Here is a 25139-nt window from a genome sequence, read left to right on the forward strand (position 1 = left end):
ACAAAAACCTCCTACCACACTTTCCTTGATCAGCTCCCCAGCCCAGGCCTACTCTGTTCGCCTGCCCGCACCGAGCCGCCCACAAGGAAGGCCCCATGTTCGACCACCACGCCACACTCAAAAAACACTTCGGTGCCCTGCGCACCAGCGCTGAATTCTTCTCGCTGCGCTACGTGCGCGAATCCGGCCAATACCTGTCGGTACGCAAGAACGTCGCCGAGCCGCCGAGCCTGAGCCAGGACGAAGGCGCGATGCTCACCGTGCGCCTCAACGGCGTCGAGGCCTACGCCGCCACCCACGATATTTCCCTGTCCGGCCTGCAAGCCGCCCTTGAGCGTGCCGAACAGCAAGCCCGGCAGATACGGCCCCACGCCCTGCTCGACCTGCGCGACCAGCAGGTGTCCAGTGACGTCGCCGACTACCTGTCACCCGACCTCAGCCAGCCCTTCCCGTCCTTGAGCGACTGCTACCAATTGCTCGGCGACGAGTCTGCCGCCGTGCCCAAGGACGAGCGCCTGGTGAGCTGGGACGTGAGCCTGGGCCTGACCCACGTTGAACAGATCTACCTCAACAGCGCCGGTGCCGAACTGCGCCAGGCGCAACGCTTTGTGTTCCCCGGTGTAAGCGTCACCGCCTATGACGGCAACGACAGCCAGACCCGCACCCTGGGTGGCACCAACTTCGGCCAGCAAGGCGGCTTCGACGTGATCAGCCGCTTTGGCCTGCAAGGCGCGGCGCCCAAGGTTGCCGACAGCGCCTTGCAATTGCTGCTGGCGCCCAACACCCCGACCGGCCCGCGCGACCTGCTGCTGTTGCCCGACCAAATGATCCTGCAGATCCACGAGTCCATCGGCCACCCGCTGGAGCTGGACCGCATCCTCGGCGACGAGCGCAATTACGCCGGCACCAGTTTTGTGAAGGCCGAAGACTTCGGCCATCTGCAGTACGGCTCCAAGTTGCTCAACGTGACCTTCGACCCGGACATTCCCGAGCAACTGGCCAGCTACAGCCACGACGACGACGGCACCCGCGCCAGCAAGCAGTTCCTGATCCGCGACGGCCTGCTGCTTAAACCACTGGGCGGCGCGCTCTCGCAATTTCGCTCGGGCATGAGCGGCGTGGCCAACAGCCGCGCCAGCAGCTGGAACCGCGCGCCGATCGACCGCATGGCCAACCTCAACATCGAACCCGGCAACCAGAGCATGGCGCAGCTGATCGGCGGCATCGAGCACGGCATCCTGATGTCCACCAACCGCTCCTGGTCGATTGACGACGCGCGCAACAAATTCCAGTTCGGCTGCGAATGGGGCCAGTTGATCGAAAACGGCGAACTCAAGGGCGTGGTCAAAAACCCCAACTACCGGGCGATTTCCGCGCAGTTCTGGGGCAACCTCAGCGCCGTCGGCGATGCCGGCACCTCGCGCGTTTTGGGCACGCCCAACTGCGGCAAGGGTGAGCCGAACCAGGTGATCCGCGTGGGCCATGCCTCGCCGGCCTGTGTATTCAGCAACATTGATGTATTCGGAGGGGATGCCTGATGAACACCTTCAAGGCATTGGTCGATTGGCTCAAGCAGGCCATCACCGAGACAGAACAGTTCCACTTGGGGTTTGCCGCGGAGTCGTCCGAGTTCGTGCGCTTCAACCACGCCAAAGTCCGCCAGGCCGGCCAGGTGCAGCAGGCCAGCCTCAACCTCAAATTGATCGAGGGCGGGCGCCACGCCGACCTGAGCATCACCCTCGCCGGTGAGCCCGAACTGGACCGCCAGCGCCTGGCCGCCGGCCTGCAACAGTTGCGCGAGACCTTGCCGTTGCTGCCGCAGGACCCGTACCTGCTGCTCAACCACAACGCCTGGCAAAGCCAAAACGAACAGGCCCATCCGCTGCCGGACCTGGCCCAGGTGCTGGAAGACATCAGCCAGGCCGCCAACGGCGCAGACCTGGTGGGTATCTACGCCGCCGGCCCGATCAGCCGGGGTTTTGCCAGCTCGGACGGCGCGTTCGGCTGGCACCAGGCCAATAGTTTCAATTTCGATTTCAGCCTGTTCCACGCCAACGGCGAAGCGGTAAAAGCCAGCTACGCCGGCAACCACTGGGACAGCGCCGAATTCGCCCGCCGCGTCCAACTGGCACGCGAGCAACTGGAATTCCTCGGCCGCCCGCTGCACAAGCTGGCACCCGGCGAGTACCGCGCCTACCTCGCCCCGGCGGCGCTGGAAGAGATCATCAGCCTCATCACCTGGGGTGGGTTTTCCGCGCAGTCCATCGCCAGCAAAGGCAGCTCGCTGCAAAAGCTCTACGCCGGTGAGCAGCATTTGAGCCCGCTGGTAACGGTCGATGAACAGATCAGCGGTTCGCTGAGCCAGGCGTTCTCCAGCGAGGGTTACCCGCGCAGTGATGTCACGTTGATCAACGCCGGCAAGGCCGATGGCCAACTGGTGAACTCGCGCAGTGCCGCCGAATACGGCCTCAGCGCCAACGGCGCCGGCAGCGACGAATCCCCCAGCGCCTTGCAGATGGCGGCGGGCAGCCTGGCCCAGGCCGATATCCTCAAGCAATTGGGCACCGGGCTGTACATCAGTAACCTGTGGTACCTCAACTACTCCGACCTGCCCGCCGCCCGCCTGACCGGCATGACACGCTTCGCCACGTTCTGGGTGGAAGACGGCGAGATCAAAGCGCCGGTGAGCACCATGCGTTTCGATGACAGTGTGTATAGCTTGCTGGGTTCGCAGCTGGAGGCACTGACTGCCGAGCGGGAATTGCTGCTGTCGGCCAGTACGTATGGCCAGCGCAACACGTCATCCAACCTGCTCCCCGGCGCCCTGGTAAAACGCCTGACGCTGACCCTCTAAACACCGAAGATCTAATGTGGGAGGGGGCAAGCCCCCTCCCACACTGTCCTTCACTGGTTTCTGATACTTCGTTTCACCAATTCCTACCGCCAAATCCCATCTCACAGCTCTCCCCGTGCAGCCTGTTGTCGCCTGTAAAAAACCTCGTTATAAAGGTTGGTGGCATACCGCCACCGCACAGGAAGTACTGCGATGAACCATGGAAGTTTCGTCCTACACAAGCTGTTCAAGCACTACAACGTACATGTTGAACAGCTAGGCAATGATCCCCACAAAAAAACCGTGCTGATGGTCAACGGCGCGTTGTCCACCACCCGCTCCTTCGCGCGCACCAGCAAGTGCCTGGCCGAGCATTTCAATGTGTTGCTGTTCGACTTGCCGTTCTCCGGCTACTCGCGCGAACACAACACCGACCTGGACCTGGTGACCAAGGACGACGAGGTGCAAATCCTGCGCGCCCTGGTCGAGCGCTTCGAGGTCAACCACCTGGTGTCGGCCTCCTGGGGCGGCATCTCGACGCTGCTGACCCTGGCGCACAACCCGCCCTCCATCGAAAGCTCGGTGGTGATGGCCCTGGCGCCCAACCTCAACCGGGCCATGCTCGAGTATGTGGAGCGCGTGCGCGTGCTGATCGAGGCCGATGACAAATCCGCCGTCGGCCACTTGCTCAATGAAACGGTGGGCAAATACCTGTCGTCGCGCCTCAAGCGCAACAACCATCGCCACCTGTCGACCATGGCCACCACCGAGTACCGCCAGGCGCGTTTTCACATCCACCAGGTACTGGCCCTGGGCGATGGCAACTACCTGCCAGCCCTCAGGCAGATTGAAACGCCGGTGCACTTCCTCAACGGCACGCTGGACGAATACACCCCTGCCGCCGAAGCCCGACTATTCAAGGACTATGTAGGCCGCAGCAGCTTTGCCGTCGCCGAGCACACCGGTCACTTGCTCGACCTGGAGTCTCGCGAGGCGGCCTTGGCGGTGCATAGAGCGCTGTTGGATTTCCTGGTCGGCGAGCACGCAACAGTGTCGGAATTAGACGAACAGCTTGTGGGAAAAGGGGCGACGAATGGCGCATAATCGCCGACACATAGCCTGCTAACAAAAAGGTCCCCCATGCCCAATCGTGTCCCGCTCGACGCCAAGACCGCCCGCTGGCTTCCCTGGGTGGTGGCGATTGCCTTCTTCATGCAATCGCTGGACGGGACGATTCTGAACACCGCACTGCCGGCCATGGCCCGGGACCTGGCGGAAAACCCGCTGCGCATGCAAGGGGTGGTGATCGCCTACATGCTCACCGTCGCCTTGCTGATTCCGGCGTCGGGCTGGATCGCCGACCGCTTCGGCACCAAGAAAATCTTTTTCGGCGCGATCATGCTGTTCAGCATCGGCTCCTTGCTGTGTGCGCTGTCCAGCAGCCTGAGCATGCTGGTCGGCGCGCGGGTGATCCAGGGTTTGGGCGGCGCGCTGATGCTGCCGGTCGGCCGGCTGGTGGTGCTGCGCGCCTACCCGCGCTCCGAACTCGTACGAATCATGGGCTTCATTACCATCCCCGGCCTGCTCGGCCCGTTGCTCGGCCCGACCATGGGCGGCTGGATGGTGCAATACCTGACCTGGCACTGGATCTTCCTGATCAACTTGCCGGTGGGCATGATCGGCTGCTACGCCGTGTGGAAATTCATCCCCGACCTGCGCGGCAGTGAGCGCACGCGCTTTGATGGCGCAGGCTTCCTGCTGTTTGGCGCGGCGATGGTGCTGATCACCATCGCCATGGAAGGCCTGGGCGAACTGCACCTGCCGCACCTGCGGGTGATGTTGCTGCTGTTCGGTGGGCTGGCGTGCCTGGCGGCGTATTGGTTGCGTGCCGGGCACATCGACAATGCACTGTTTTCGCCGGTGCTGTTCAAGACGCGCACCTTTGCCGTGGGTATCCTCGGCAACCTGTTCGCACGCCTGGGCAGCGGCGCGCTGCCGTTCCTGGTGCCGCTGCTGTTGCAGGTGGCGCTGGGTTATTCGCCATCGCAAGCCGGCATGAGCATGCTGCCGCTGGCGGCGGCGGCGATGTTTGCCAAGTCCATCGCCCGGCCGCTGATCGAGCGTCTGGGCTACCGCATCGTGCTCACCGGCAACACCCTGGCCCTGGGGATCATGCTGGCGAGCATGGGCCTGGTCACGGAGCAAACGCCCTACCCGCTGCTGCTGGCGATGCTGGCCGTGCTGGGGGCGATCAACTCGCTGCAATTTACCGCGATGAACACCGTCACCCTGATCGACCTCGACGACGCCCAGGCCAGCAGCGGCAACAGTTTGCTCTCGGTGGTGGCGCAATTGTCCCTGAGCCTGGGCGTGGCCTGCGCCGGTGCGCTGCTGGGCGGGTTTACCGCAGAAACCGGCAACGACGGCGTGAGCACCGTGCTTGGCGCGTTCCAGCTGACCTTCCTCACCGTGGGCATCATGGCGATGCTGGCGGCGGCGATCTTCCTGCAATTGTCGCCAAAAGACGGCAAACGCGTGGCCAGCCCCGAGCAGCATATCGAGCATTAACGGGCTTCTCGTCTAGAACTTGCGGGGAAATTCCCACAGGGCTGGTACACTGCGCGACATTTTGTTTTGCAGAGCCAGTCCCGTGACTACCATCGCCACCGCTTTTAATACTTTGCCGCTCTCCGCCGCCATGCTGGCTAACCTCGACTCGCTGGGTTATGTCGAGATGACGCAGATCCAGGCGCAAAGCTTGCCGGTGATCCTCAAGGGGCTGGACCTGATTGCCCAGGCCAAGACCGGCAGCGGCAAAACCGCTGCCTTCGGCATCGGCCTGTTGAACCCGATCAACCCGCGCTACTTCGGCTGCCAGGCCCTGGTCATGTGCCCGACGCGCGAGCTGGCCGACCAGGTGGCCAAGGAAATCCGCCGCCTGGCCCGTGCCGAAGACAACATCAAGGTGCTGACCCTGTGCGGCGGCGTGTCCCTCGGCCCGCAGATCGCCTCGCTGGAACACGGCGCCCACGTCATCGTCGGCACCCCGGGCCGTATCCAGCAGCACCTGCGCAAAGGTTCGCTGGTGCTGGATGGCTTGAACACGCTGATCCTCGACGAAGCCGACCGCATGCTCGACATGGGTTTCTACGACGCCATCGAAGACATCATCAGCAAGACCCCGGCCCGTCGCCAGACCCTGCTGTTTTCGGCCACCTACCCGGTGAGCATCAAGCAACTGGCGTCCAAGTTCATGCGCGCGCCGCAGCAGGTTAAAGCCGAAGCCTTCCACTCCGACGACCAGATCGAACAGCGCTTCTTCGAAATCTCGCCGGAAGAACGCATGGACGCCGTGACCAAGGTGCTCGCGCACTTCCGTCCGGCCTCCTGCGTGGCGTTCTGCTTTACCAAGCAGCAAGTGCAGGAAACCGTCGACCACCTGACCTCCAAAGGCATTTCCGCCGTCGGCCTGCATGGCGACCTGGAACAGCGCGACCGTGACCAGGTACTGGCGATGTTCGCCAACCGCAGCACCTCGGTGCTGGTGGCCACCGACGTGGCGGCCCGTGGCCTGGACATCGACTCGCTGGACATGGTGATCAACGTCGAACTGGCCCGCGACTCGGAAATCCACATCCACCGTGTAGGCCGTACCGGCCGCGCCGGTGAGACCGGCATCGCGATCAGCCTGGTGGCGCCTTCGGAAGCGCACCGCGCCCAGGCCATCGAGCAACTGCAGAAGTCGCCGCTGAACTGGGATCAACTGGACAACCTCAAGCCGCAAAGCGGCGGCCCGCTGCTGCCGCAGATGAGCACCCTGTGCATCGCCGCCGGCCGTAAAGACAAGGTGCGCCCTGGCGACATCCTCGGCGCACTGACCGGCGACGCCGGCATCCCGGGCGCGCAGGTCGGCAAGATCGCGATCTTTGACTTCCAGGCCTTCGTGGCCGTGGAACGCGGGATCGCCAAGCAGGCGCTGCAGCGTTTGAATGACGGCAAGATCAAAGGCCGCTCGCTGCGCGTGCGCATCCTGTAACACGATCTCCAATCCATTGGAGATCCAATGTGGGAGGGGCGGTGCGACGATTCGACTTGCCCCCGATAGCGGTGTAACTGAACCACCGCTATCGGGGGCACGCCCCCTCCCACATTTTTGACTGAATTCCAATTCTGAATTTGTATGAGGACATCGCTGTGCGCTCGACCGAAGTTGTGATCATTGGCGCCGGCGCCGCAGGCTTGATGTGCGCACTGACCGCCGCCGGGCGTGGGCGCAAGGTGATGTTGATCGACCACGCGAACAAGGCCGGCAAAAAGATCCTGATGTCCGGCGGTGGCCGCTGCAATTTCACCAATATGTACACCGAGCCGGCCAACTTCCTCTCGCACAATGCACACTTCTGCAAGTCGGCACTGGCGCGCTACACCCAGTGGGATTTCATCGGGCTGGTGGCCAAGCACGGCGTGCCGTATCACGAGAAAAAACTCGGCCAGTTGTTCTGCGATAACAAGTCCAGCGACATCCTTGGCATGCTGCTGGACGAGTGCATCCAGGCCGGCGTGAGCATGCACCTGGACACCTCGGTCCAGGAGATTGCCAAGCTGGACGCCGGTTATCAGTTGCAGACCACCTTGGGCGAACTGCGCTGCGAGTCGCTGGTGATCGCCACCGGCGGCCTGTCGATTCCGACCCTGGGCGCCACCGGTTTCGGTTATCAGGTGGCCAAGCAGTTCGGTCATGAGCTGCTGCCGACCCGTGCAGGATTGGTCCCGTTCACCATCACCGACCAGCTCAAGGAGCTGTGCGGCGAGCTGTCGGGCACTTCGGTGGATTGCCTGGTCAGCTGCAACGACGAGAGCTTTCGCGAGAACATCCTGTTTACCCATCGCGGCCTCAGCGGGCCAGCGATTTTGCAGATTTCCTCGTACTGGGAATCCGGCGACACCGTGGAAATCAACCTGCTGCCCGACCATGACGCCCATTCATGGCTACAGGAGCAACAGGTCGAGCGACCCAACAGCGAATTGAAAACCCTGCTGGGTGAAATCTTCACCAAGAAGATGGCCAACCTGCTGGCGGAAACCTGGTTTGTGTCCAAGCCGATGAAGCAGTACACCCACGCCGAAATCGCCGACATCGCCGCCAAGCTGTCCAGCTGGCAGCTGATACCGGCAGGCACCGAAGGCTACCGCACGGCCGAGGTGACGCTGGGCGGGGTGGATACGCGGGAAGTGTCGTCCAAAACCATGGAATCGCTGAAAAGCCCGGGGCTTTACTTTATTGGTGAAGTGCTGGATGTGACCGGGCACTTGGGCGGGTTCAATTTTCAGTGGGCGTGGGCGTCGGGCTACGCGGCGGCTCAGTACGCCTGACCAAAGGATGTACTCAATCAAAATGTGCCTGGGAATAATTTGCTCTCAGATGTGCTCACCACCCTTGCCGTGACGTCATTGATGCCTCAATTTAGCGGCATCGTCCCGGAAGACTCCAGCCTTCATGTCATCGACCTCGTTCAAGCAGTCCATGCGGCGCCTGTGGGCGCTGGATAAATTCAGTTACAGCGTACGGGTATTCATCGCCCTCACCGGCAGCATGGCGCTGTGCTGGTATCAGGATGAAATGACGCTGCTGATCCCGCTGTTCCTGGGGATTATCGCCAGCGCCCTGGCCGAGACGGACGACAGCTGGCAAGGCCGCCTCAATGCCCTGGCGGTGACGCTGGTGTGTTTCAGCATCGCCGCGCTGTCGGTGGAGCTGCTATTCCCCTACCCCTGGATTTTCGCGATTGCCCTGGCGCTCGCCAGCTTCTGCCTGACCATGCTCGGCGCGCTGGGCGAACGCTACGGCGCAATTGCTTCTGCCACCTTGATTCTGTCGGTCTACACCATGATCGGCGTGGACCAGCGCGGTGGCGCGGTGTCCGATTTCTGGCATGAACCCCTGCTGCTGGTGGCCGGCGCCGCCTGGTACGGCGTGCTTTCGGTGCTGTGGCAGGCGTTGTTTTCCAACCAGCCGGTGCAGCAGAGCCTCGCGCGGTTGTTTCGCGAATTGGGGCGTTACCTCAAGCTCAAGTCGTCACTGTTCGAACCGATCCGCCAACTGGATGTGGAAGCACGCCGCCTGGAACTGGCCCAGCAAAATGGCCGGGTAGTGGCGGCGCTGAATGCCGCGAAGGAAATCATCCTGCACCGCGTGGGCAATGGGCGGCCGGGCTCGAAGGTCAGCCGCTACCTCAAGCTGTATTTCCTGGCCCAGGACATCCACGAACGCGCCAGCTCCTCCCACTATCCCTACAACGCCCTGGCCGATGCGTTCTTCCACAGCGACGTGCTGTTCCGCTGCCAGCGCCTGCTGCGCCAGCAAGGCAAGGCCTGCCAGGCCCTGGCCGAGTCGATCCAACTGCGCCAGCCGTTCATCTATGACGACAGCTTCGCCGAAGCCCTCAGTGACCTGAACGCCTCCCTCGAACACCTGCGCATCCAGAGCAACCCGGCCTGGCGCGGCCTGCTGCGCTCGTTGCGCGCCCTGGCGGCCAACCTGTCGACACTCGACCGCCTGCTCGGCGACGCCAGCAACCCCGACGCCCTGGCCGACGCCACCGACAGCAACCTGCTGGACCGTGCGCCGCGCAACCTCAAGGAAATGTGGACGCGCCTGCGCACCCAGCTCACGCCGACGTCGCTGCTGTTCCGCCACGCCTTGCGTTTGTCGCTGGCGCTGACCATCGGTTACGGCACGCTGCACGCGATCCACGCGTCCCAGGGTTACTGGATCATCCTCACCACGCTGTTTGTGTGCCAGCCGAATTACGGCGCAACCCGGCGCAAACTCGGCCAGCGGATCATCGGCACGGCCATTGGCCTGACGGTGGCCTGGGCGCTGTTCGACCTGTTCCCAAGCCCGCTGGTGCAATCGATGTTCGCCATCGCCGCCGGCCTGGTGTTCTTTATCAACCGCACCACCCGCTACACCCTGGCCACGGCGGCCATCACGCTGATGGTGCTGTTCTGCTTCAATCAGGTCGGCGATGGCTACGGGCTGTTCCTGCCGCGGCTGTTCGATACCTTGCTGGGCAGCTTGATCGCGGGCCTCGCGGTATTCCTGTTCCTGCCGGACTGGCAAGGTCGGCGCCTGAACAAAGTGCTGGCCAATACCCTGACCTGCAACAGCATCTACCTGCGCCAGATCATGCAGCAATACGCCGCCGGCAAGAGCGACGACCTCGCGTATCGCCTGGCCCGGCGCAATGCCCACAACGCCGACGCGGCGCTGTCCACCACCCTGGCGAACATGCTGATGGAACCGGGGCATTTCCGTAAGGAGGCGGATGTGGGCTTCCGCTTCCTGGTCTTGTCACACACCTTGCTCAGCTACTTGTCTGGCCTGGGTGCACACCGCGAAACCCAATTGCCGGCCGAGGTGCGTGAACATTTGATCGACGGCGCAGGCAATACCCTGGCAGCGAGCATCGATGAAATCGCCACGGGGCTGGCGAACAAGCAGCCGATTGCGATTCAGAGTGATGCCGAGGAAGCCCTGGCGGCGGACCTGGAGCAGATGCCGGATGAGATCGATGAAGGGCAGCGGCTGGTGCAGACACAGCTGGGGTTGATTTGCCGGCAGTTGGGGCCGTTGCGCACGTTGGCGGCGCATTTGATCAAGGATACCAGCGCGGCTTGAATCGCTATCGGGGGCAAGCCCCCTCCCACAGGGGAACGCATTCCAAGTGTGGGAGGGGGCTTGCCCCCGATGAGGCCCTAAAGACCACTACATCCCATGCGCCTTCATCAACCGCGCATAACTCCCATCCGCCTTCATCCTGGCTATCTCCCGATCAAACCCCGCCACAATCTGCTCATGCTGCGGATTCTTCAGGCTAACCAGAATATGCAGGCTGTTTTCACTCAACGGCTTGGGCAGAAACTCCACCGAATTGCGCACCCGCGGCGATTCGCGCGCCAGGTAATAACGCGCCACATATTCATCCTCCACCGTCAGCCGCACCCGCTGCGCCGCGAGCATGCGCACGGCCATGGCGAAGTTGTGCACAGGGACTTTTTGTAACTGCGCATCTCCATCGAACGCCGCCGAATACGCATAGCCGCGCACCACGGCGATGGGGTAGTCGTGCAACTGCTCAAGGTTCTGGAACTCGATGGGATCATCGCGGCGCTTGATGAAACGCACGCGGTTAACCAGGTATTCGCCGGAGAACTGCCCCAGCTGCGTACGCGCATTGTCGTACCAGGCGTTGACCAGCACGTCATAACGACCGTCGCCCACACCCATCAACGCCCGGGCCCAGGGCACCTGCTCGAAATCACTGGCATAGCCCGCACGGGCCAGGGCGGTGCTGACAATATCGGTGGCCAACCCACCATTGATCAAGGTGGAATCGGTAAAGGGCGGCCAGGCATCCGCGACCAGGCGCAGGCGCTGGGCGAACACCGGCATGGACAGCAACAACACTCCAATCAAAGCAACGGCACGAGAGAATCGCGGCATGCTCAAAGTCCTTGGCAGGCAGGGCGTTGGCCTTAACTCAGGCGGGGCCTGAGGCTGTAACAGTAGCTCAGATTACACAAAGAAACGGCCGGCGAACGCACTCAATGATGGCAAATTGATTTCACTCACAAAAATAGCTGATTTAGACAGAGTCGCCCGCTGCGCTTACTATCCGGCACAGACATTTATAAGAGAACACGCCATGACAGTCGAATGGGTCTGCAAGCATCACGATGACCTGGGCAAGGAGCAGTTGTACGCCATCCTGCGCCTGCGCAACGAGGTGTTTGTTGTCGAGCAGAAATGCGTTTACCAGGATCTCGACGGGCAGGATCTGGAAGGCGACACCCACCACCTGATGGCCTGGCAGGACGACCAGTTGGTGGCCTATCTGCGCCTGCTGGACCCGGAGTCCCAGGGCGGCGACGTGGTGGTCGGCCGGGTGGTTGTGGCGCCCGTGGCGCGCGGTACCGGGCTGGGGCATCAGATGATGGACGAGGCGCTCAAGCAGATTGACGATATCTGGCCGCAGACGCCGATATTTCTGTCAGCCCAGGCGCATCTGCAGGGGTATTACGGGCGGTATGGGTTTGTGGTGGCGGGTGAGGAATACCTGGAGGATGACATTCCGCATATTGGGATGCGGCGCGTCTGAAGCCGCCATCGGGGGCAAGTCACTGCAAGCCTTCAGGGATATCCCAACACCTGCTTGACCACCGCCAGGTTCGCCTCGATCCACCGCCGATCAATCGCCCCCCAACTGCGAATCCGATAGTGCCCCGCATGGTTGCGGGCACCATCCTCCTGCTCAAACTCACACACAATATCCAGGTCGGCCAACGCCGCAATCGTGTCCTGCGCCGTGCGCCTTGGCATGCCGGTGGCGTCGGTCAGTGCCGGCACGCTGCTGGCCTGGCCGCTGTCGATCAGGTAGGCCACATACAGGCGGCGGTAGAAGCTGCTCTTGGTTTTGCTCACATCCATGGTCGGTCGCCTTGTGCGGTCAGGGTTTGCCCTGCAGGTCGCGATACGTGAGGTACACCCGCAGGTCGAATTCCACCTGATGGTAGCCGGGCATCATGTAGTCGCAGAGTTTATAGAACGCCTTGTTGTGGTCCGATTCCTTGAAGTGCGCCAGCTCATGCACCACGATCATGCGCAGAAATTCCGGCGCGGCGTCCTTGAACAGTGACGCGATGCGAATCTCTTTCTTGGATTTGAGATTGCCGCCCTGCACTCGCGAAATAGTGGTGTGCAGGCCCAGGGCGCGGTGGGTCAGGTCCAGGCGGTTATCGAACAGCACTTTGTCGATGGCCGGCGCGTTGCGCAGGTGTTCCTGTTTCAAGGCCAGGGCGTAGGCGTACAGCGCCTTGTCGCTCTGCACCGCGTGGCGCTTGGGGTAGCGCTGCTCCAGATAGGCGCCCAGTTGATCCTTGGCGATCATCTGGCGCACTTGCTCTTGAAGGGCTGCGGGGTAGGCCTGGAGGTATTTCAGCGCGGTCATGGGGTCTGCAACAGGATTCGGATGGCCGCCAGTGTAGCGAATTCAGCGCAGGCGGGCGCGTGACCAGTTGGCGACTTCTTCGGCCATCAACGGCTCGGCTGCCCAGGAGCCCTGGATATACGGGCAGCCATTGGCCTTGAGCCACTGGGCTTGCTCCTGGGTTTCGACGCCCTCGGCCACCACCAGCACATCAAAATGCCCGCACAGTTCGATGATGCTCCGCGCCATCACCGCATCCCGTGCCGAGCCCGGCAGGCGCGCGACCAACTGTGGGTCGAGCTTGAGCGTATCAAACGCCAGGTCACGCAGATGGGCCAGGGAACACTGGCCCATGCCAAAGTCATCCAAAGCGATGCGCACGCCGATCCGGCGCAGCAACTTGAGCTGCTTGGCGGACTCTTCCAGGTTGCTCATCAGGCAGTCTTCGCCGATTTCCACCTCCAGTTGGCGCGCCTGCAGCCCATATCGCTCGAGCACCTGCGTCAGCTGGTTGGCCAGGTTGGGCATGTTGAACTGGCTGCTGCTCAAGCTCACGCTCAATACCAGCTCATCATCGAAGGTGGTTTGCCACGCCTGGCGCTGGGCGGCGACCTGCTGGTAGATCCACGCGCTGAGCTGGCTGATCAAACGCGCTTCTTCCAGCAAGGGCAAAAACAGCCCCGGCGGCACATCACCAACACTGGGGTGCTGCCAGCGCAACAGCGCTTCGACCCCACGCAAACGGCCGTCCTCCAGGGACACCTGGGGCTGGTACACCAGGGTGAATTCCTTGTTTTGAATCGCCGTGCGCACGCTGTCTTCGAGCATCAGCCGCGAGCGGGCGCGGCCGTTCATTTCCTGGTCGTAATAGCGATATTGCTGACGACCCGCGCGCTTGGCTTCGTACATGGCGATGTCGGCAGCGCGCAGCAGGCCATTCAGGTCCGAACCACAGTCCGGGAAGGTGGCGATGCCGATGCTGACGCCGAGCATCACATCCAGGCCTTCCACCTGTTGGCACACCGACACGCGCTCGATCAGTTTTTCCGCAACCTTGGCCGCCTGCTCCGCAAATTCCAGCTCCAGCAACGCGGTAAATTCATCCCCCCCCATGCGCCCGAGAATGTCGCCGGACCCAAGGCAACCCTGCAATTGCTCCGAGACCCAACGCAGCACTCGGTCGCCGGCATCATGACCGAGGGAATCATTCACCCGCTTGAAGCCATCCAGGTCCAGGTACAGCAACACAAGGGCCGGGTCGCCACGCTCGCTGCGCAGCAAGACATTCTCGACCGCCTGATAGAAACCCCGCCGGTTCAGCAGGCCGGTCAGCGGGTCGGTGACCGCCTGGAACTCCAACTGCTGATGCAGGTGGCGCACCTCGGACATGTCCAGCACCGTCACCACCATGGCCTTCTGCTCCGCCGGCAGCGGCGCGCACGACAACGCCACTGGCACTTGCTGGCCGCGCCCGGTGCGCAACAGCGCGTCATGCAGGCGCCAGGTTTCACTCTTGCGATACGCCGCGTACATCTGCGAATCCAGCCAGGCGGGCACGTGAGGCTTTTGCAGAAAACCGAGGAATTCCTGGCCGTGCAACTCATGGGTCGTGGCGTTGAGCAGGCGCGAGATCGCCGGGTTGGCGTATTCGATCACACCGTCCTCGCTGACCACCAGGATGCCTTCGGCGGCGTTATCCAGCACCGAGGCATTGAAGGCGCGCGCGGATTCCAGGTCATGGCTCAAGCGCTGCAACGCCCGGCGATTGCGCTGGTGCTCCAGCAACGCCTGGACCTTGGGCTTGAGGATATGCGGGTCGAAGGGTTTGAACAGGTAGTCGATGGCGCCGCTGGCGTAGCCTTCCAGCACGGCGGCTGGGGACTGCGCGTTGGCACTCAGGAAGATGATCGGCGTCATCCGCGTACGCTGGCTGCCGCGCATCAGACGGGCGACTTCAAAGCCGTCCATGCCGGGCATCTTGACGTCCAGCAGCACCAGGTCGACGTCATGCACCAACAGCAATTCGAGGGCTTCCAGGCCGGAGCCGGCGGTGATCACCTGCCAGTCTTCGCGCTGCAAAAGTGCGCGCATGCTGAGCAGGTTTTCCGGGTAGTCATCGACCACCAGAAGAACCGAACTGCTATCGCCGGGGTGTGGAGCGCATTCCATGCTGCATCTCTTCCTTAGGAGCCACTCCGGTCACTTCTGAGAAAAAACCCGGACAAACACTGAGGCCTCACTCTAGCCCCGGTTCCGAAAAATCAGAAGTAACGTCGGTGCCATCATTGCGCCAAAGTCCAGGAAGCCGACTAACGGTCAGTGCCTGGAGGCCACGGTTCATGGGAAACGTGGCTTTTTGACATTCCTTTGGCGCCAAGAATTTGCCATCGTTTAATTAACAAGCAGGTGACTACCGCCTATAAAGAACCTGTCTGGCCCCAGGGCCATAGCCTACACCCCTCTGTAAAAAGGCCTACGCCATGATTGACCTCTCCACTTGGAACCTGAGCATTCCCGTTGGCTCGCCCCCCGCGACCATCGACACCCCCAAACTGCTGAGCGGCTTCAAGGACCAATACTTCCAGGCCGAAGGCAGTAACGTGCAATTCTGGACACCGGTAACCGGCACCCGCACCGAAAACGCTGTTTACCCACGCAGCGAACTGCGCGAAACCTACGCCGACGGGCGCCTGCGCAACTGGACCTACCCCGACGCCGACAACTTCCTGCGCGCCACCCTGGCCGTCAACCAGGTGCCCTCAAGCGGCAAGATCGTCATCGGCCAGATTCACGCCTACGACAGCCAGAAACCGCTGATCAAGCTGGAATACCAATTCAAGGAAAAAACCCAGACCGGCAACATCGTCGCCAAAGTGCGCATGCGCCCGGACGAGGACGAAGGCCGCGTGATTATCGTCGCCGCCAATGTACCGCTGGAGAAGACCTTTACCTACGTGATCAACCTCAACAAGGCCGGCTTGCTCAGCGTTTACGCCGCCGACGGTGAGTGGAACGAGCGCATTGGCGCGGCATGGGGCGCCAAGCCGCTGTACTTCAAGGCCGGCGCGTATGTGCAGGACAACAGCGGGGATAGCAAGGAAGGTGCGCGGGTGACGTTTGCGAAGTTGGATATTGATCACGACTGAGTGTGTAGGGCTTGTCCGATAAACCCCGGTGAATGTGGGAGGGGGTTTGCTCCCGATGGCGGCGGTTCAGCTGAAGATAAGCTGGCTGACCCACTCCCATCAGCGGCAAGTCGAATCGTCGCACCGCCCTTCCCACATTTGTTCTGTGTAGGCAGACGATTCAGTGTTGGTCGCGTCGCCTGATCAAACTCCAGCCACAAAAAAGCCCGCATCGCTGCGGGCTTCTGTTCAAACGACTAAGGCTTAGTTCACCTTGGCGTTCAACTCACCTTTCAAGTAACGCTGGTACATCGCTTCCAACGAGATTGGCTTGATCTTCGAAGCGTTGCCTGCGGTACCGAAGGCTTCGTAACGGGCGATACACACGTCACGCATGGCGGTCACGGTAGCGCCGAAGAATTTGCGCGGGTCAAATTCGCTCGGGTTGGTGGCCATCAGGCGACGCATCGCACCGGTGGATGCCAGGCGCAGGTCGGTGTCGATGTTGACCTTGCGCACGCCGTACTTGATGCCTTCGACGATTTCTTCAACCGGTACGCCGTAGGTTTCTTTGATGTCGCCGCCGTACTGGTTGATGATCGCCAGCCACTCTTGCGGTACCGAGGAAGAACCGTGCATCACCAGGTGGGTGTTGGGGATGCGCTTGTGGATTTCCTTGATGCGGTCGATGGCCAGCACGTCGCCGGTAGGCGGCTTGGTGAACTTGTAGGCGCCGTGGCTGGTGCCGATGGCGATGGCCAGTGCATCCACTTGGGTCTTCTTGACGAAGTCGGCAGCTTCTTCCGGGTCGGTCAGCATCTGGCTGTGATCGAGCACGCCTTCGGCGCCAATGCCGTCTTCTTCGCCGGCCATACCGGTCTCAAGGGAACCTAGGCAGCCCAGCTCGCCTTCAACCGACACGCCGCAGGCATGAGCCATGGCCACGGTTTGTTGGGTGACGCGCACGTTGTACTCGTAGTCGGTCGGGGTCTTGCCGTCTTCGCCGAGGGAGCCGTCCATCATTACCGAGCTGAAGCCCAGTTGAATGGAACGCTGGCACACGTCAGGGCTGGTGCCGTGGTCCTGGTGCATGCACACCGGGATGTGCGGGAATTCTTCGATCGCCGCGAGGATCAGGTGACGCAGGAACGGGGCGCCAGCGTATTTGCGCGCACCGGCCGAAGCCTGGACGATCACTGGGGAGTCGGTCTTGTCAGCGGCTTCCATGATGGCGCGCATCTGCTCAAGGTTGTTGACGTTAAAGGCTGGGACGCCGTAGCCGAACTCGGCTGCGTGGTCCAGCATTTGACGCATGCTGATAAGTGCCATTGTGTTGTCTCTCCCGGTCGAGGGTCGTTAATCGTGCAAGCCTGCCGTAGCGGCGGCTGCTATTCAAGTTATTGCAGGTCAGGCTTTGCATGCCTGGCTTGCTGAATCGTTATTGCTGATGTGGCCGACTCAAATTCCAATCTGAAACCGAGTTTAATGTGGGAGGGGGCTTGCACCCGATGGCAATCTGTCAGTGATGAATCTGTTGACTGAACCACCGCTATCGGGGGCAAGCCCCCTCCCACATTTGATCTTCAGTGATCGCACTTACTGGGCCTTGCAGCCCCGCCCGATCAAATCATCGGTGGCGACCCAGTAAACCAGGCCTTCCTCACCTTTTGTGTGAAACGCCAACTGGTCGTTGCTGTACAGCACGCCCGAGGCGGCAACGTCCTGTTTCAGGCGATAAACCTGGTCCGAGCCACCAAGGCGTACATCCACCTCGGATTTGGCCTGGTTGGCAAAACGCCAGTTGACCTCGGCCTTGCTGTCGCAGGTCCAGGTGGTCCACTTGTCAGCAGGCTGCGCCTTGCTGTTGAACATGTTCATGCTGCTGCAACCGGCCAGTAGGGCCAGGGCTGCCAGGGCGAAAACGCCTTTCATTGCCAATCCTCGAACGCAGGCCCTGAGAGCCTGCATTGCTGTCGGTTAGTTGATCAGACCCGTCAAGGGCAACCCTGTTCCTGACCGTTGGGCGCGGCGTCGTATTTCTCCAGCCGTTCGTTGCCGATGCGCTTGTTGATCACCGGCATGGTCTCGGCTTGCCAGTCGGCCTGATAGCAGCTTTTTTTCTGCTGCTGCGAGGTTGGTTTCCCGGCCGCAGGCGTTGCGCTTGGCGTGCTGCCGCAGCCGGCCAACAGGCCCACTGCGAGGATCAGTGCCAACGACTTGATCATGGGAATGCTCCTTTTCCGGATCACAAGCCTCAGCCTTTGGCCCGGGTTTCCAGCACTTCAACGGCCGGCAGTACTTTGCCTTCGACGAATTCCAGGAACGCGCCGCCACCGGTAGAAATGTAGGAGATCTGATCGCTAACGCCATATTTATCGATAGCCGCCAGGGTGTCGCCGCCACCGGCGATGGAGAACGCCGAGCTTTCGGCAATCGCCTTGGCCAGTACTTTGGTGCCGTTGCCGAACTGGTCGAACTCGAACACGCCGACCGGGCCGTTCCACAGGATGGTCTGGGAGGCTTTCAGCAGTTCGGCGAAGTTGGCTGCGGTTTGCGGGCCGATATCCAGGATCATGTCGTCGGCGGCCACGTCAGCGATCAGCTTGACGGTGGCTTCGGCGCTTTCAGCGAATTCCTTGGCGACGACCACGTCCACCGGCAGCGGCACGCTGACCTTGGCGGCGATGGCGCGGGCGGTGTCCAGCAGGTCCGGCTCGTAGAGGGACTTGCCCACCGGGTGGCCGGCTGCGGCCAGGAAAGTGTTGGCAATGCCGCCGCCGACGATCAGTTGGTTGCAGATCTGGCTCAAGCTGTTGAGCACGTCCAGCTTGGTCGACACCTTGGAGCCAGCCACGATGGCCGCCATCGGCTGCGCCGGCGCGCCCAGGGCCTTGCCCAGTGCATCCAGTTCAGCCGCCAGCAGTGGGCCAGCCGCAGCAACTTTGGCGAACTTGGCCACGCCGTGGGTCGAGCCTTCGGCGCGGTGAGCGGTGCCGAACGCATCCATCACGAACACGTCGCACAGGGCCGCGTATTGCTGGGCCAGTTCGTCGCTGTTCTTTTTCTCGCCCTTGTTGAAGCGCACGTTTTCGAACAGCACGATGTCGCCGGCTTTAACGTCGACGCCACCCAGGTAATCCGCCACCAGCGGCACGTCGCGGCCCAGGGCCTTGCTCAGGTAGTCGGCTACAGGCTTGAGGCTGTTTTCGGCGGAGAACTCACCTTCGGTCGGGCGACCCAAGTGGGAGCAGACCATCACGGCCGCGCCTTTTTCCAGGGCCAGCTTGATGGTCGGCAGCGAGGCCAGGATTCGCGCATCGCTGGTGACAACACCGTCCTTGACTGGGACGTTGAGGTCTTCGCGAATCAGTACGCGCTTACCTTGCAGATCGAGGTCGGTCATCTTCAACACGGTCATGGGTCGCAGTTCCTGAATTACTGTTGAGGTTGTTTAGAGGCGATGTGCAGATAATGTTCCGCAACATCCAGCATTCGGTTGGCAAACCCCCATTCGTTGTCGAACCAAGCCAGGATATTCACCAGCCTGGGGCCGGAAACGCGGGTCTGGCTGGCATCGACAATCGCCGAATGCGGGTCATGGTTGAAATCACAACTGGCGTGCGGCAACTCGGTGTACGCCAACAAACCTTTGAGCGGGCCGCTGGTGGCGGCGTCGCGCAAAATGCGGTTGACCTCCATGGCGTCAGTGTCGCTGACGGTTTGCATGGTGATGTCCAGGCAGGACACGTTCACCGTCGGCACCCGTACGGCTTTGGCCTGGATTCGCCCGGCAAGTTCCGGCAACAGTCGCTCGATACCACGGGCGAGGCCGGTGGACACCGGAATCACTGACTGGAACGCCGAACGCGTACGGCGCAGGTCTTCGTGGTGATAGGCGTCGATCACCGGCTGGTCGTTCATCGCCGAGTGAATCGTGGTGATCGACACGTAATCGATGCCAATCGCCTGATCCAGCAGGCGCAGCAACGGCACGCTGCAGTTGGTGGTGCAGGAGGCGTTGGACACCAGCAGCTCGGCGCCGGTCAGGCAATCCTGGTTGATGCCGTAGACGATGGTGGCGTCGACATCCGCCTCGCTGGCCATCGGCTGGGAAAACAGCACACGCGGCGCGCCGGCGTCGAGAAAACGCTGGCCGTCGGCACGGGTGTGGTAGACACCGGAACATTCGAGCACTAGGTCAACGCCCAATGCTTTCCAGTCGATGCCCTCGGGGGTGGCACTGCGCAGGACCTGCACGCAGTTGCCATTAATATGCAGACAATCGTCTTCAACCCGCACTTCGCCGGGGAACCGGCCGTGGGTGGAGTCAAAGCGTGTCAGGTATTCGATGCTGGCCATGTCAGCCAGATCGTTGATCGCGACAATTTCAAACCCGGCCGCCGCCCCTCGCTCGAACAGCGCACGCAAGACGCAACGACCAATGCGGCCGTAGCCGTTGAGTGCAACTTTGTAGGGACGCGGTTGGGGCATGGGGTTCTCGATCAAGGTTAGTTCGGTGTTGAATGCTCTGACGCCATCGCGGGCAAGCCCACTCCCACATTAGACCGCGATCCAAATGTGGGAGCGGGCTTGCCCGCGATAGCGCCAGTGCAGACAACGCAGACTGACTTAGTCTTCCAGCAGCTCTTCAGCCTGACCCAGGATGTTTTCCAGGGTGAAACCGAACTCTTCGAACAACGCTGGCGCCGGCGCGGACTCACCGTAGGTGGTCATGCCGATCACGCGGCCTTCCAGGCCCACGTACTTGTACCAGTAGTCGGCGTGAGCCGCTTCGATGGCGATACGCGCGCTGACCTGCAACGGCAGGACCGATTGCTTGTAGCCGGCGTCCTGGGCTTCGAACACGCTGGTGCACGGCATGGACACAACGCGTACGTTGCGGCCTTGCTCGGTCAGCTTGTCATACGCCTGAACGGTCAGGCCCACTTCGGAACCGGTGGAGATCAGGATCAGCTCCGGTTCGCCGATGCAGTCCTTGAGCACGTAGCCGCCACGGCTGATGTCGGCGATCTGCGCGTCGGTACGCACTTGGTGCTGCAGGTTCTGACGCGAGAAGATCAGCGCCGAAGGGCCGTCCTTGCGCTCGATGGCGTGCTTCCAGGCCACCGCGGATTCCACCGCGTCGGCTGGGCGCCAGCAATCCAGGTTCGGCGTGGTGCGCAGGCTGGTCAGTTGCTCGACCGGCTGGTGCGTCGGGCCGTCTTCGCCCAGGCCGATGGAGTCGTGGGTGTACACATGGATCACACGCTTTTTCATCAGCGCCGCCATACGTACCGCGTTACGCGCGTATTCCATGAACATCAGGAAGGTCGCGCCGTAAGGCACCAGGCCGCCGTGCAGGGACACGCCGTTCATGATGGCGCTCATGCCGAACTCGCGCACGCCGTAGTACATGTAGTTGCCGCTGGCGTCTTCGGCCGACACGCCTTTGCAGCCTTTCCACAGGGTCAGGTTGGAACCGGCCAGGTCGGCCGAACCGCCGAGGAACTCAGGCAGCAGCGGGCCAAAGGCGTTCAGGGTGTTCTGGCTGGCTTTACGGCTGGCGATGGTCTCGCCCTTGGCCGCGACTTCGGCGATGTAGGCCGAGGCTTTTTCCGAGAAGTCGGCAGGCAGGTCACCGGCCAGGCGGCGTACCAGTTCGTTGGCCAGCTCCGGGAATTCGGCGGAGTAGGCAGCGAAACGCTGGTCCCACTCGGCTTCGGCGGCCAGGCCTTTTTCCTTGGCGCTCCACTCGGCGTAGATGTCGGCCGGGATTTCGAACGGGCCGTGGGTCCACTTCAACGCTTCGCGGGTCAGGGCGATTTCCGCGTCACCCAGTGGGGCGCCGTGGCAGTCTTCTTTACCTTGCTTGTTCGGCGAGCCGAAACCGATGGTGGTCTTGCAGCAGATCAGGGTCGGCTGCTCGCTCTTGCGCGCGGTGTCGATGGCGGTTTTGATTTCTTCCGGATCGTGGCCGTCGACGTTGCGGATCACTTGCCAGTTGTAGGCTTCGAAACGCTTCGGAGTGTCATCGGTGAACCAGCCTTCGACTTCGCCGTCGATGGAGATGCCGTTGTCATCGTAGAAGGCGATCAGCTTGCCCAGGCCCAGGGTGCCGGCCAGGGAAGCGACTTCGTGGGAAATGCCTTCCATCATGCAGCCATCACCCAGGAACACGTAGGTGTGGTGGTCAACAATGTTGTGGCCAGGACGGTTGAACTGCGCGCCCAGGACTTTTTCAGCCAGCGCAAAACCAACCGCGTTGGCCAGGCCTTGGCCCAGGGGACCGGTGGTGGTCTCGACGCCTGGGGTGTAGCCGAATTCCGGGTGACCCGGGGTGCGGCTGTGCAGCTGGCGGAAGCTCTTGAGGTCATCGATGGTGACGTCGTAGCCGGTCAGGTGCAGCAGCGAATAGATCAGCATCGAGCCGTGGCCGTTGGACAGCACGAAGCGGTCACGGTCGGCGAACGACGGGTTGCTCGGGTTGTGTTTCAGGTAGTCACGCCAAAGTACCTCGGCGATATCCGCCATGCCCATCGGGGCACCGGGATGGCCGCTGTTGGCTTTTTGCACGGCATCCATGCTGAGGGCACGAATGGCGTTGGCACGCTCACGACGGCTGGGCATCGCTGATCTCCTGAGGATATTGAATAGAGAGTGAATAAAAAGAAACGCAAAAAAGGACCGGCATTTTCCCTCAGCCACCGCCTGCGGGCAATGACAGATAGTCACTTGGAGGTGTTTTTCCTCTGGTTTGCGCGCCAATCCCCTGCAGAAATCGGCCACGTGTTCGTCTAAAGGTTATAGCGGCTGCTTATAACCGCCACTTATCGATCAATATCAAAACTTTTTGATATTGGCCTTGCAGGGATTTCCACCCGTCTCTAGACTGCTGGCCTTATGAATCTACCCATGCCCTCCGTACGCCCCGACGACGGCGATGACCTGGCAGCCTTGTGCAAGGCCGCTGGCGATCCGTTGCGTCTGAACGTATTGCGCGCGCTGGCCAACGATTCCTTCGGCGTACTGGAACTGGCGCAGATCTTCGCCATTGGCCAGTCCGGCATGAGCCACCACTTGAAGGTGCTGGCCCAGGCCGACCTGGTGGCCACCCGCCGCGAAGGCAATGCGATTTTCTATCGCCGCGCCCTGCCCCACACCGACCTGCTCGGCGGCAAGCTGCACGCCTCCCTGCTCGACGAAGTGGACGGCCTGAGCCTGCCCGATGACGTGCAATCGCGCATCAACCAGGTCCACGGTCAACGCGCTGCAGCGAGCCAGGACTTCTTCGCACGGGTTGCCGAGAAGTTTCGCGCGCAACAGGACCTGATCGCCGGCCTGCCTCAATACCGCGACAGCGTATTGGCGCTGCTCGACAAGCTGAGCTTCAGTGATGAGGCCACAGCGCTGGAAGTCGGCCCCGGGGATGGCGGCTTCCTGCCGGACCTGGCGCGGCGCTTCCAGCAGGTCACGGCACTGGACAACAGCCCGGCGATGCTCGAACTGGCGCGCCAGCTGTGCGAGCGCGAGGCGCTGGGCAACGTCAGCCTGCAGCTGGCGGACGCCTTGAATGACACCAGCCTGCGGGCCGACTGCGTGGTGCTGAACATGGTCTTGCACCATTTCGCCGCCCCCGCCGACGCCCTCAAGCAAATGGCCGGGCTGCTGCACCCCGGCGGTAGCCTGCTGGTTACAGATTTATGCAGCCACAACCAGAGTTGGGCCAAGGAGGCCTGCGGTGATCTCTGGCTGGGTTTTGAACAGGACGATCTGGCCCGTTGGGCCACCGCTGCGGGGCTCGTCCCCGGGGAAAGCCTCTATGTAGGTTTACGTAATGGTTTCCAGATCCAGGTCCGCCATTTTCAGCGGCCGGCTGGCGACACTCACCATCGGTAAATATCAGGAAAACATCGAGATGAGCGAATACTCCCTTTTCACCTCCGAGTCCGTGTCTGAAGGGCATCCGGACAAAATCGCCGACCAGATTTCTGATGCGGTGCTGGACGCCATCATTGCTGAAGACAAGTTCGCCCGTGTGGCGTGCGAGACTCTGGTGAAAACCGGTGTAGCGATCATCGCTGGCGAAGTGACCACCACTGCCTGGGTTGACCTGGAGCAGATCGTCCGTGACGTGATCACCGACATCGGCTACACCAGCTCCGACGTCGGCTTCGACGGCGCGACCTGCGGCGTGATGAACATCATCGGCAAGCAATCCCCCGACATCAACCAGGGTGTCGACCGCGCCAAGCCGGAAGACCAGGGCGCCGGCGACCAGGGCCTGATGTTCGGCTACGCCAGCAACGAAACCGACGTGCTGATGCCAGCGCCGATCACCTTCTCGCACCAGTTGGTACAACGCCAGGCCGAAGCGCGTAAATCCGGCCTGCTGCCGTGGCTGCGCCCGGATGCCAAGTCCCAGGTGACCTGCCGTTACGAAGGCGGCAAAGTCGTCGGCATCGACGCCGTAGTACTGTCGACCCAGCACAACCCGGACGTTTCCTACGCCGACCTGCGTGAAGGCGTGATGGAGCTGATCGTCAAGCACGTGCTGCCGGCCGAACTGCTGAGCAAGGACACCCAGTTCCACATCAACCCGACTGGCCAGTTCATCATCGGTGGCCCCGTGGGCGACTGCGGCCTCACCGGTCGCAAGATCATCGTCGACAGCTACGGCGGCATGGCCCGTCACGGCGGTGGCGCGTTCTCGGGTAAAGACCCATCCAAGGTTGACCGTTCGGCCGCCTACGCCGGTCGTTACGTGGCCAAGAACATCGTCGCTGCCGGCCTGGCCGAGCGCTGCGAGATTCAGGTTTCCTACGCTATCGGTGTGGCCCAGCCTACGTCGATCTCGCTGAACACCTTCGGCACCGGCAAGATCAGCGATGACAAGATCGTAAAACTGGTGCGCGAGATTTTCGACCTGCGCCCTTACGCGATCACCACCATGCTCGACCTGCTGCACCCGATGTACCAGGAAACCGCAGCCTACGGCCACTTCGGTCGTACCCCTGTGCAGAAGACTGTCGGCGACGACACCTTCACCACCTTCACCTGGGAAAAAACCGACCGCGCCAACGACCTGCGTACTGCCGCCGGCCTGTAATCGCTCGCGTCACCAAAAGCCCTGCCGGGTTCGCCCGGCGGGGCTTTTTATTGCCTGGAGATTCGCGGCAGCGCTCACAATTTTTG

General features: G+C 61.8%; 21 protein-coding genes. 11 read left to right on the plus strand and 10 right to left on the minus strand.

The features are described 5' to 3' along the window. The first annotated feature begins 95 nt into the window (after positions 1–95). The 7 genes from AC0IYH_RS18350 to yccS all read left to right on the plus strand — a co-directional run bounded on the left by AC0IYH_RS18350 (position 96) and on the right by yccS (position 10514). Positions 96–1538 (plus strand): TldD/PmbA family protein, encoded by a 1443-nt coding sequence (locus tag AC0IYH_RS18350; RefSeq protein WP_116626768.1) that lies wholly within the window; start codon positions 96–98, stop codon positions 1536–1538. Then, entirely contained in the window at positions 1538–2854 is a 1317-nt protein-coding gene (locus AC0IYH_RS18355; RefSeq protein WP_471835594.1) for a TldD/PmbA family protein, read from the plus strand. The genes AC0IYH_RS18350 and AC0IYH_RS18355 overlap by 1 nt, the downstream gene beginning before the upstream one ends. 192 nt (positions 2855–3046) lie before the next feature. Further along, positions 3047–3937 carry an alpha/beta fold hydrolase gene (locus AC0IYH_RS18360; RefSeq protein ID WP_471835596.1) on the plus strand — a complete coding sequence of 297 codons (891 nt, stop codon included), beginning with the start codon at positions 3047–3049 and terminating at the stop codon, positions 3935–3937. A 36-nt stretch (positions 3938–3973) separates the two neighbouring features. Then, entirely contained in the window at positions 3974–5401 is a 1428-nt protein-coding gene (mdtD, locus tag AC0IYH_RS18365) for a multidrug transporter subunit MdtD (protein ID WP_116626771.1), read from the plus strand. Positions 5402–5531: 130 nt separating this feature from the next. Then, a complete protein-coding gene (gene dbpA / locus AC0IYH_RS18370; RefSeq protein ID WP_241092348.1) occupies positions 5532–6869 on the plus strand; it encodes an ATP-dependent RNA helicase DbpA in 1338 nt (445 codons plus the stop codon). Between the two features lie 158 nt (positions 6870–7027). Continuing rightward, positions 7028–8206, plus strand: a complete 1179-nt coding sequence (locus AC0IYH_RS18375; protein ID WP_471835598.1) for a BaiN/RdsA family NAD(P)/FAD-dependent oxidoreductase — start codon at positions 7028–7030, stop codon at positions 8204–8206. Positions 8207–8330: 124 nt separating this feature from the next. Further along, positions 8331–10514, plus strand: a complete 2184-nt coding sequence (yccS, locus tag AC0IYH_RS18380) for a YccS family putative transporter (protein WP_116626774.1) — start codon at positions 8331–8333, stop codon at positions 10512–10514. An 87-nt stretch (positions 10515–10601) separates the two neighbouring features. On the opposite strand, the gene AC0IYH_RS18385 is transcribed toward yccS, so the two are convergent. Beyond that, entirely contained in the window at positions 10602–11339 is a 738-nt protein-coding gene (locus AC0IYH_RS18385; RefSeq protein WP_116626775.1) for a transporter substrate-binding domain-containing protein, read from the minus strand. A gap of 202 nt (positions 11340–11541) precedes the next feature. On the opposite strand from AC0IYH_RS18385, the gene AC0IYH_RS18390 reads away from it, so the two are divergent. Beyond that, positions 11542–11994 carry a GNAT family N-acetyltransferase gene (locus tag AC0IYH_RS18390; protein ID WP_116626776.1) on the plus strand — a complete coding sequence of 151 codons (453 nt, stop codon included), beginning with the start codon at positions 11542–11544 and terminating at the stop codon, positions 11992–11994. Between the two features lie 32 nt (positions 11995–12026). Here the strand turns inward: AC0IYH_RS18390 and AC0IYH_RS18395 are convergent, their stop codons facing one another. Genes AC0IYH_RS18395 through AC0IYH_RS18405 form a run of 3 tightly spaced genes read right to left on the minus strand, consistent with a single transcriptional unit; the run spans position 12027 to position 14991 of the window. Further along, the gene (locus AC0IYH_RS18395) at positions 12027–12323 is read right to left on the minus strand and encodes a winged helix-turn-helix domain-containing protein (protein WP_116626777.1); all 297 of its coding nucleotides are present in this window, start codon (positions 12321–12323) and stop codon (positions 12027–12029) included. A 19-nt stretch (positions 12324–12342) separates the two neighbouring features. Beyond that, positions 12343–12843, minus strand: a complete 501-nt coding sequence (locus AC0IYH_RS18400; RefSeq protein ID WP_471835601.1) for a M48 metallopeptidase family protein — start codon at positions 12841–12843, stop codon at positions 12343–12345. 42 nt (positions 12844–12885) lie between these two features. Continuing rightward, positions 12886–14991 (minus strand): putative bifunctional diguanylate cyclase/phosphodiesterase, encoded by a 2106-nt coding sequence (locus AC0IYH_RS18405; RefSeq protein WP_471835603.1) that lies wholly within the window; start codon positions 14989–14991, stop codon positions 12886–12888. Between the two features lie 311 nt (positions 14992–15302). Between AC0IYH_RS18405 and AC0IYH_RS18410 the strand changes: the two genes are divergently transcribed. Further along, the gene (locus tag AC0IYH_RS18410; RefSeq protein WP_116626780.1) at positions 15303–15968 is read left to right on the plus strand and encodes a polysaccharide lyase family 7 protein; all 666 of its coding nucleotides are present in this window, start codon (positions 15303–15305) and stop codon (positions 15966–15968) included. Positions 15969–16211: 243 nt separating this feature from the next. Here the strand turns inward: AC0IYH_RS18410 and fba are convergent, their stop codons facing one another. The 6 genes from fba to tkt all read right to left on the minus strand — a co-directional run bounded on the left by fba (position 16212) and on the right by tkt (position 22574). Continuing rightward, on the minus strand, positions 16212–17276 hold the full coding sequence (gene fba / locus AC0IYH_RS18415) for a class II fructose-bisphosphate aldolase (protein ID WP_003177554.1): 1065 nt from the start codon (positions 17274–17276) through the stop codon (positions 16212–16214). Positions 17277–17543: 267 nt separating this feature from the next. After that, complete coding sequence (locus AC0IYH_RS18420) at positions 17544–17879, minus strand: MliC family protein (RefSeq protein WP_116626781.1); 336 nt, start codon at positions 17877–17879, stop codon at positions 17544–17546. 62 nt (positions 17880–17941) lie between these two features. Next, entirely contained in the window at positions 17942–18172 is a 231-nt protein-coding gene (locus AC0IYH_RS18425) for a hypothetical protein (protein ID WP_471835606.1), read from the minus strand. A 29-nt stretch (positions 18173–18201) separates the two neighbouring features. Further along, the gene (locus AC0IYH_RS18430) at positions 18202–19365 is read right to left on the minus strand and encodes a phosphoglycerate kinase (RefSeq protein WP_116626783.1); all 1164 of its coding nucleotides are present in this window, start codon (positions 19363–19365) and stop codon (positions 18202–18204) included. 17 nt (positions 19366–19382) lie between these two features. After that, a complete protein-coding gene (epd, locus tag AC0IYH_RS18435; RefSeq protein WP_116626784.1) occupies positions 19383–20438 on the minus strand; it encodes an erythrose-4-phosphate dehydrogenase in 1056 nt (351 codons plus the stop codon). 138 nt (positions 20439–20576) lie between these two features. Further along, a complete protein-coding gene (tkt, locus tag AC0IYH_RS18440; RefSeq protein WP_122774633.1) occupies positions 20577–22574 on the minus strand; it encodes a transketolase in 1998 nt (665 codons plus the stop codon). Between the two features lie 273 nt (positions 22575–22847). On the opposite strand from tkt, the gene AC0IYH_RS18445 reads away from it, so the two are divergent. Then, the gene (locus AC0IYH_RS18445; RefSeq protein ID WP_471835609.1) at positions 22848–23843 is read left to right on the plus strand and encodes an ArsR/SmtB family transcription factor; all 996 of its coding nucleotides are present in this window, start codon (positions 22848–22850) and stop codon (positions 23841–23843) included. 19 nt (positions 23844–23862) lie between these two features. Then, positions 23863–25053: a methionine adenosyltransferase gene (gene metK / locus AC0IYH_RS18450; protein ID WP_116626787.1), complete on the plus strand. Its 1191-nt coding sequence runs from the start codon at positions 23863–23865 to the stop codon at positions 25051–25053. The last annotated feature ends 86 nt before the right edge of the window (positions 25054–25139 follow it).

This window comes from Pseudomonas sp. AC463 (assembly GCF_979253585.1).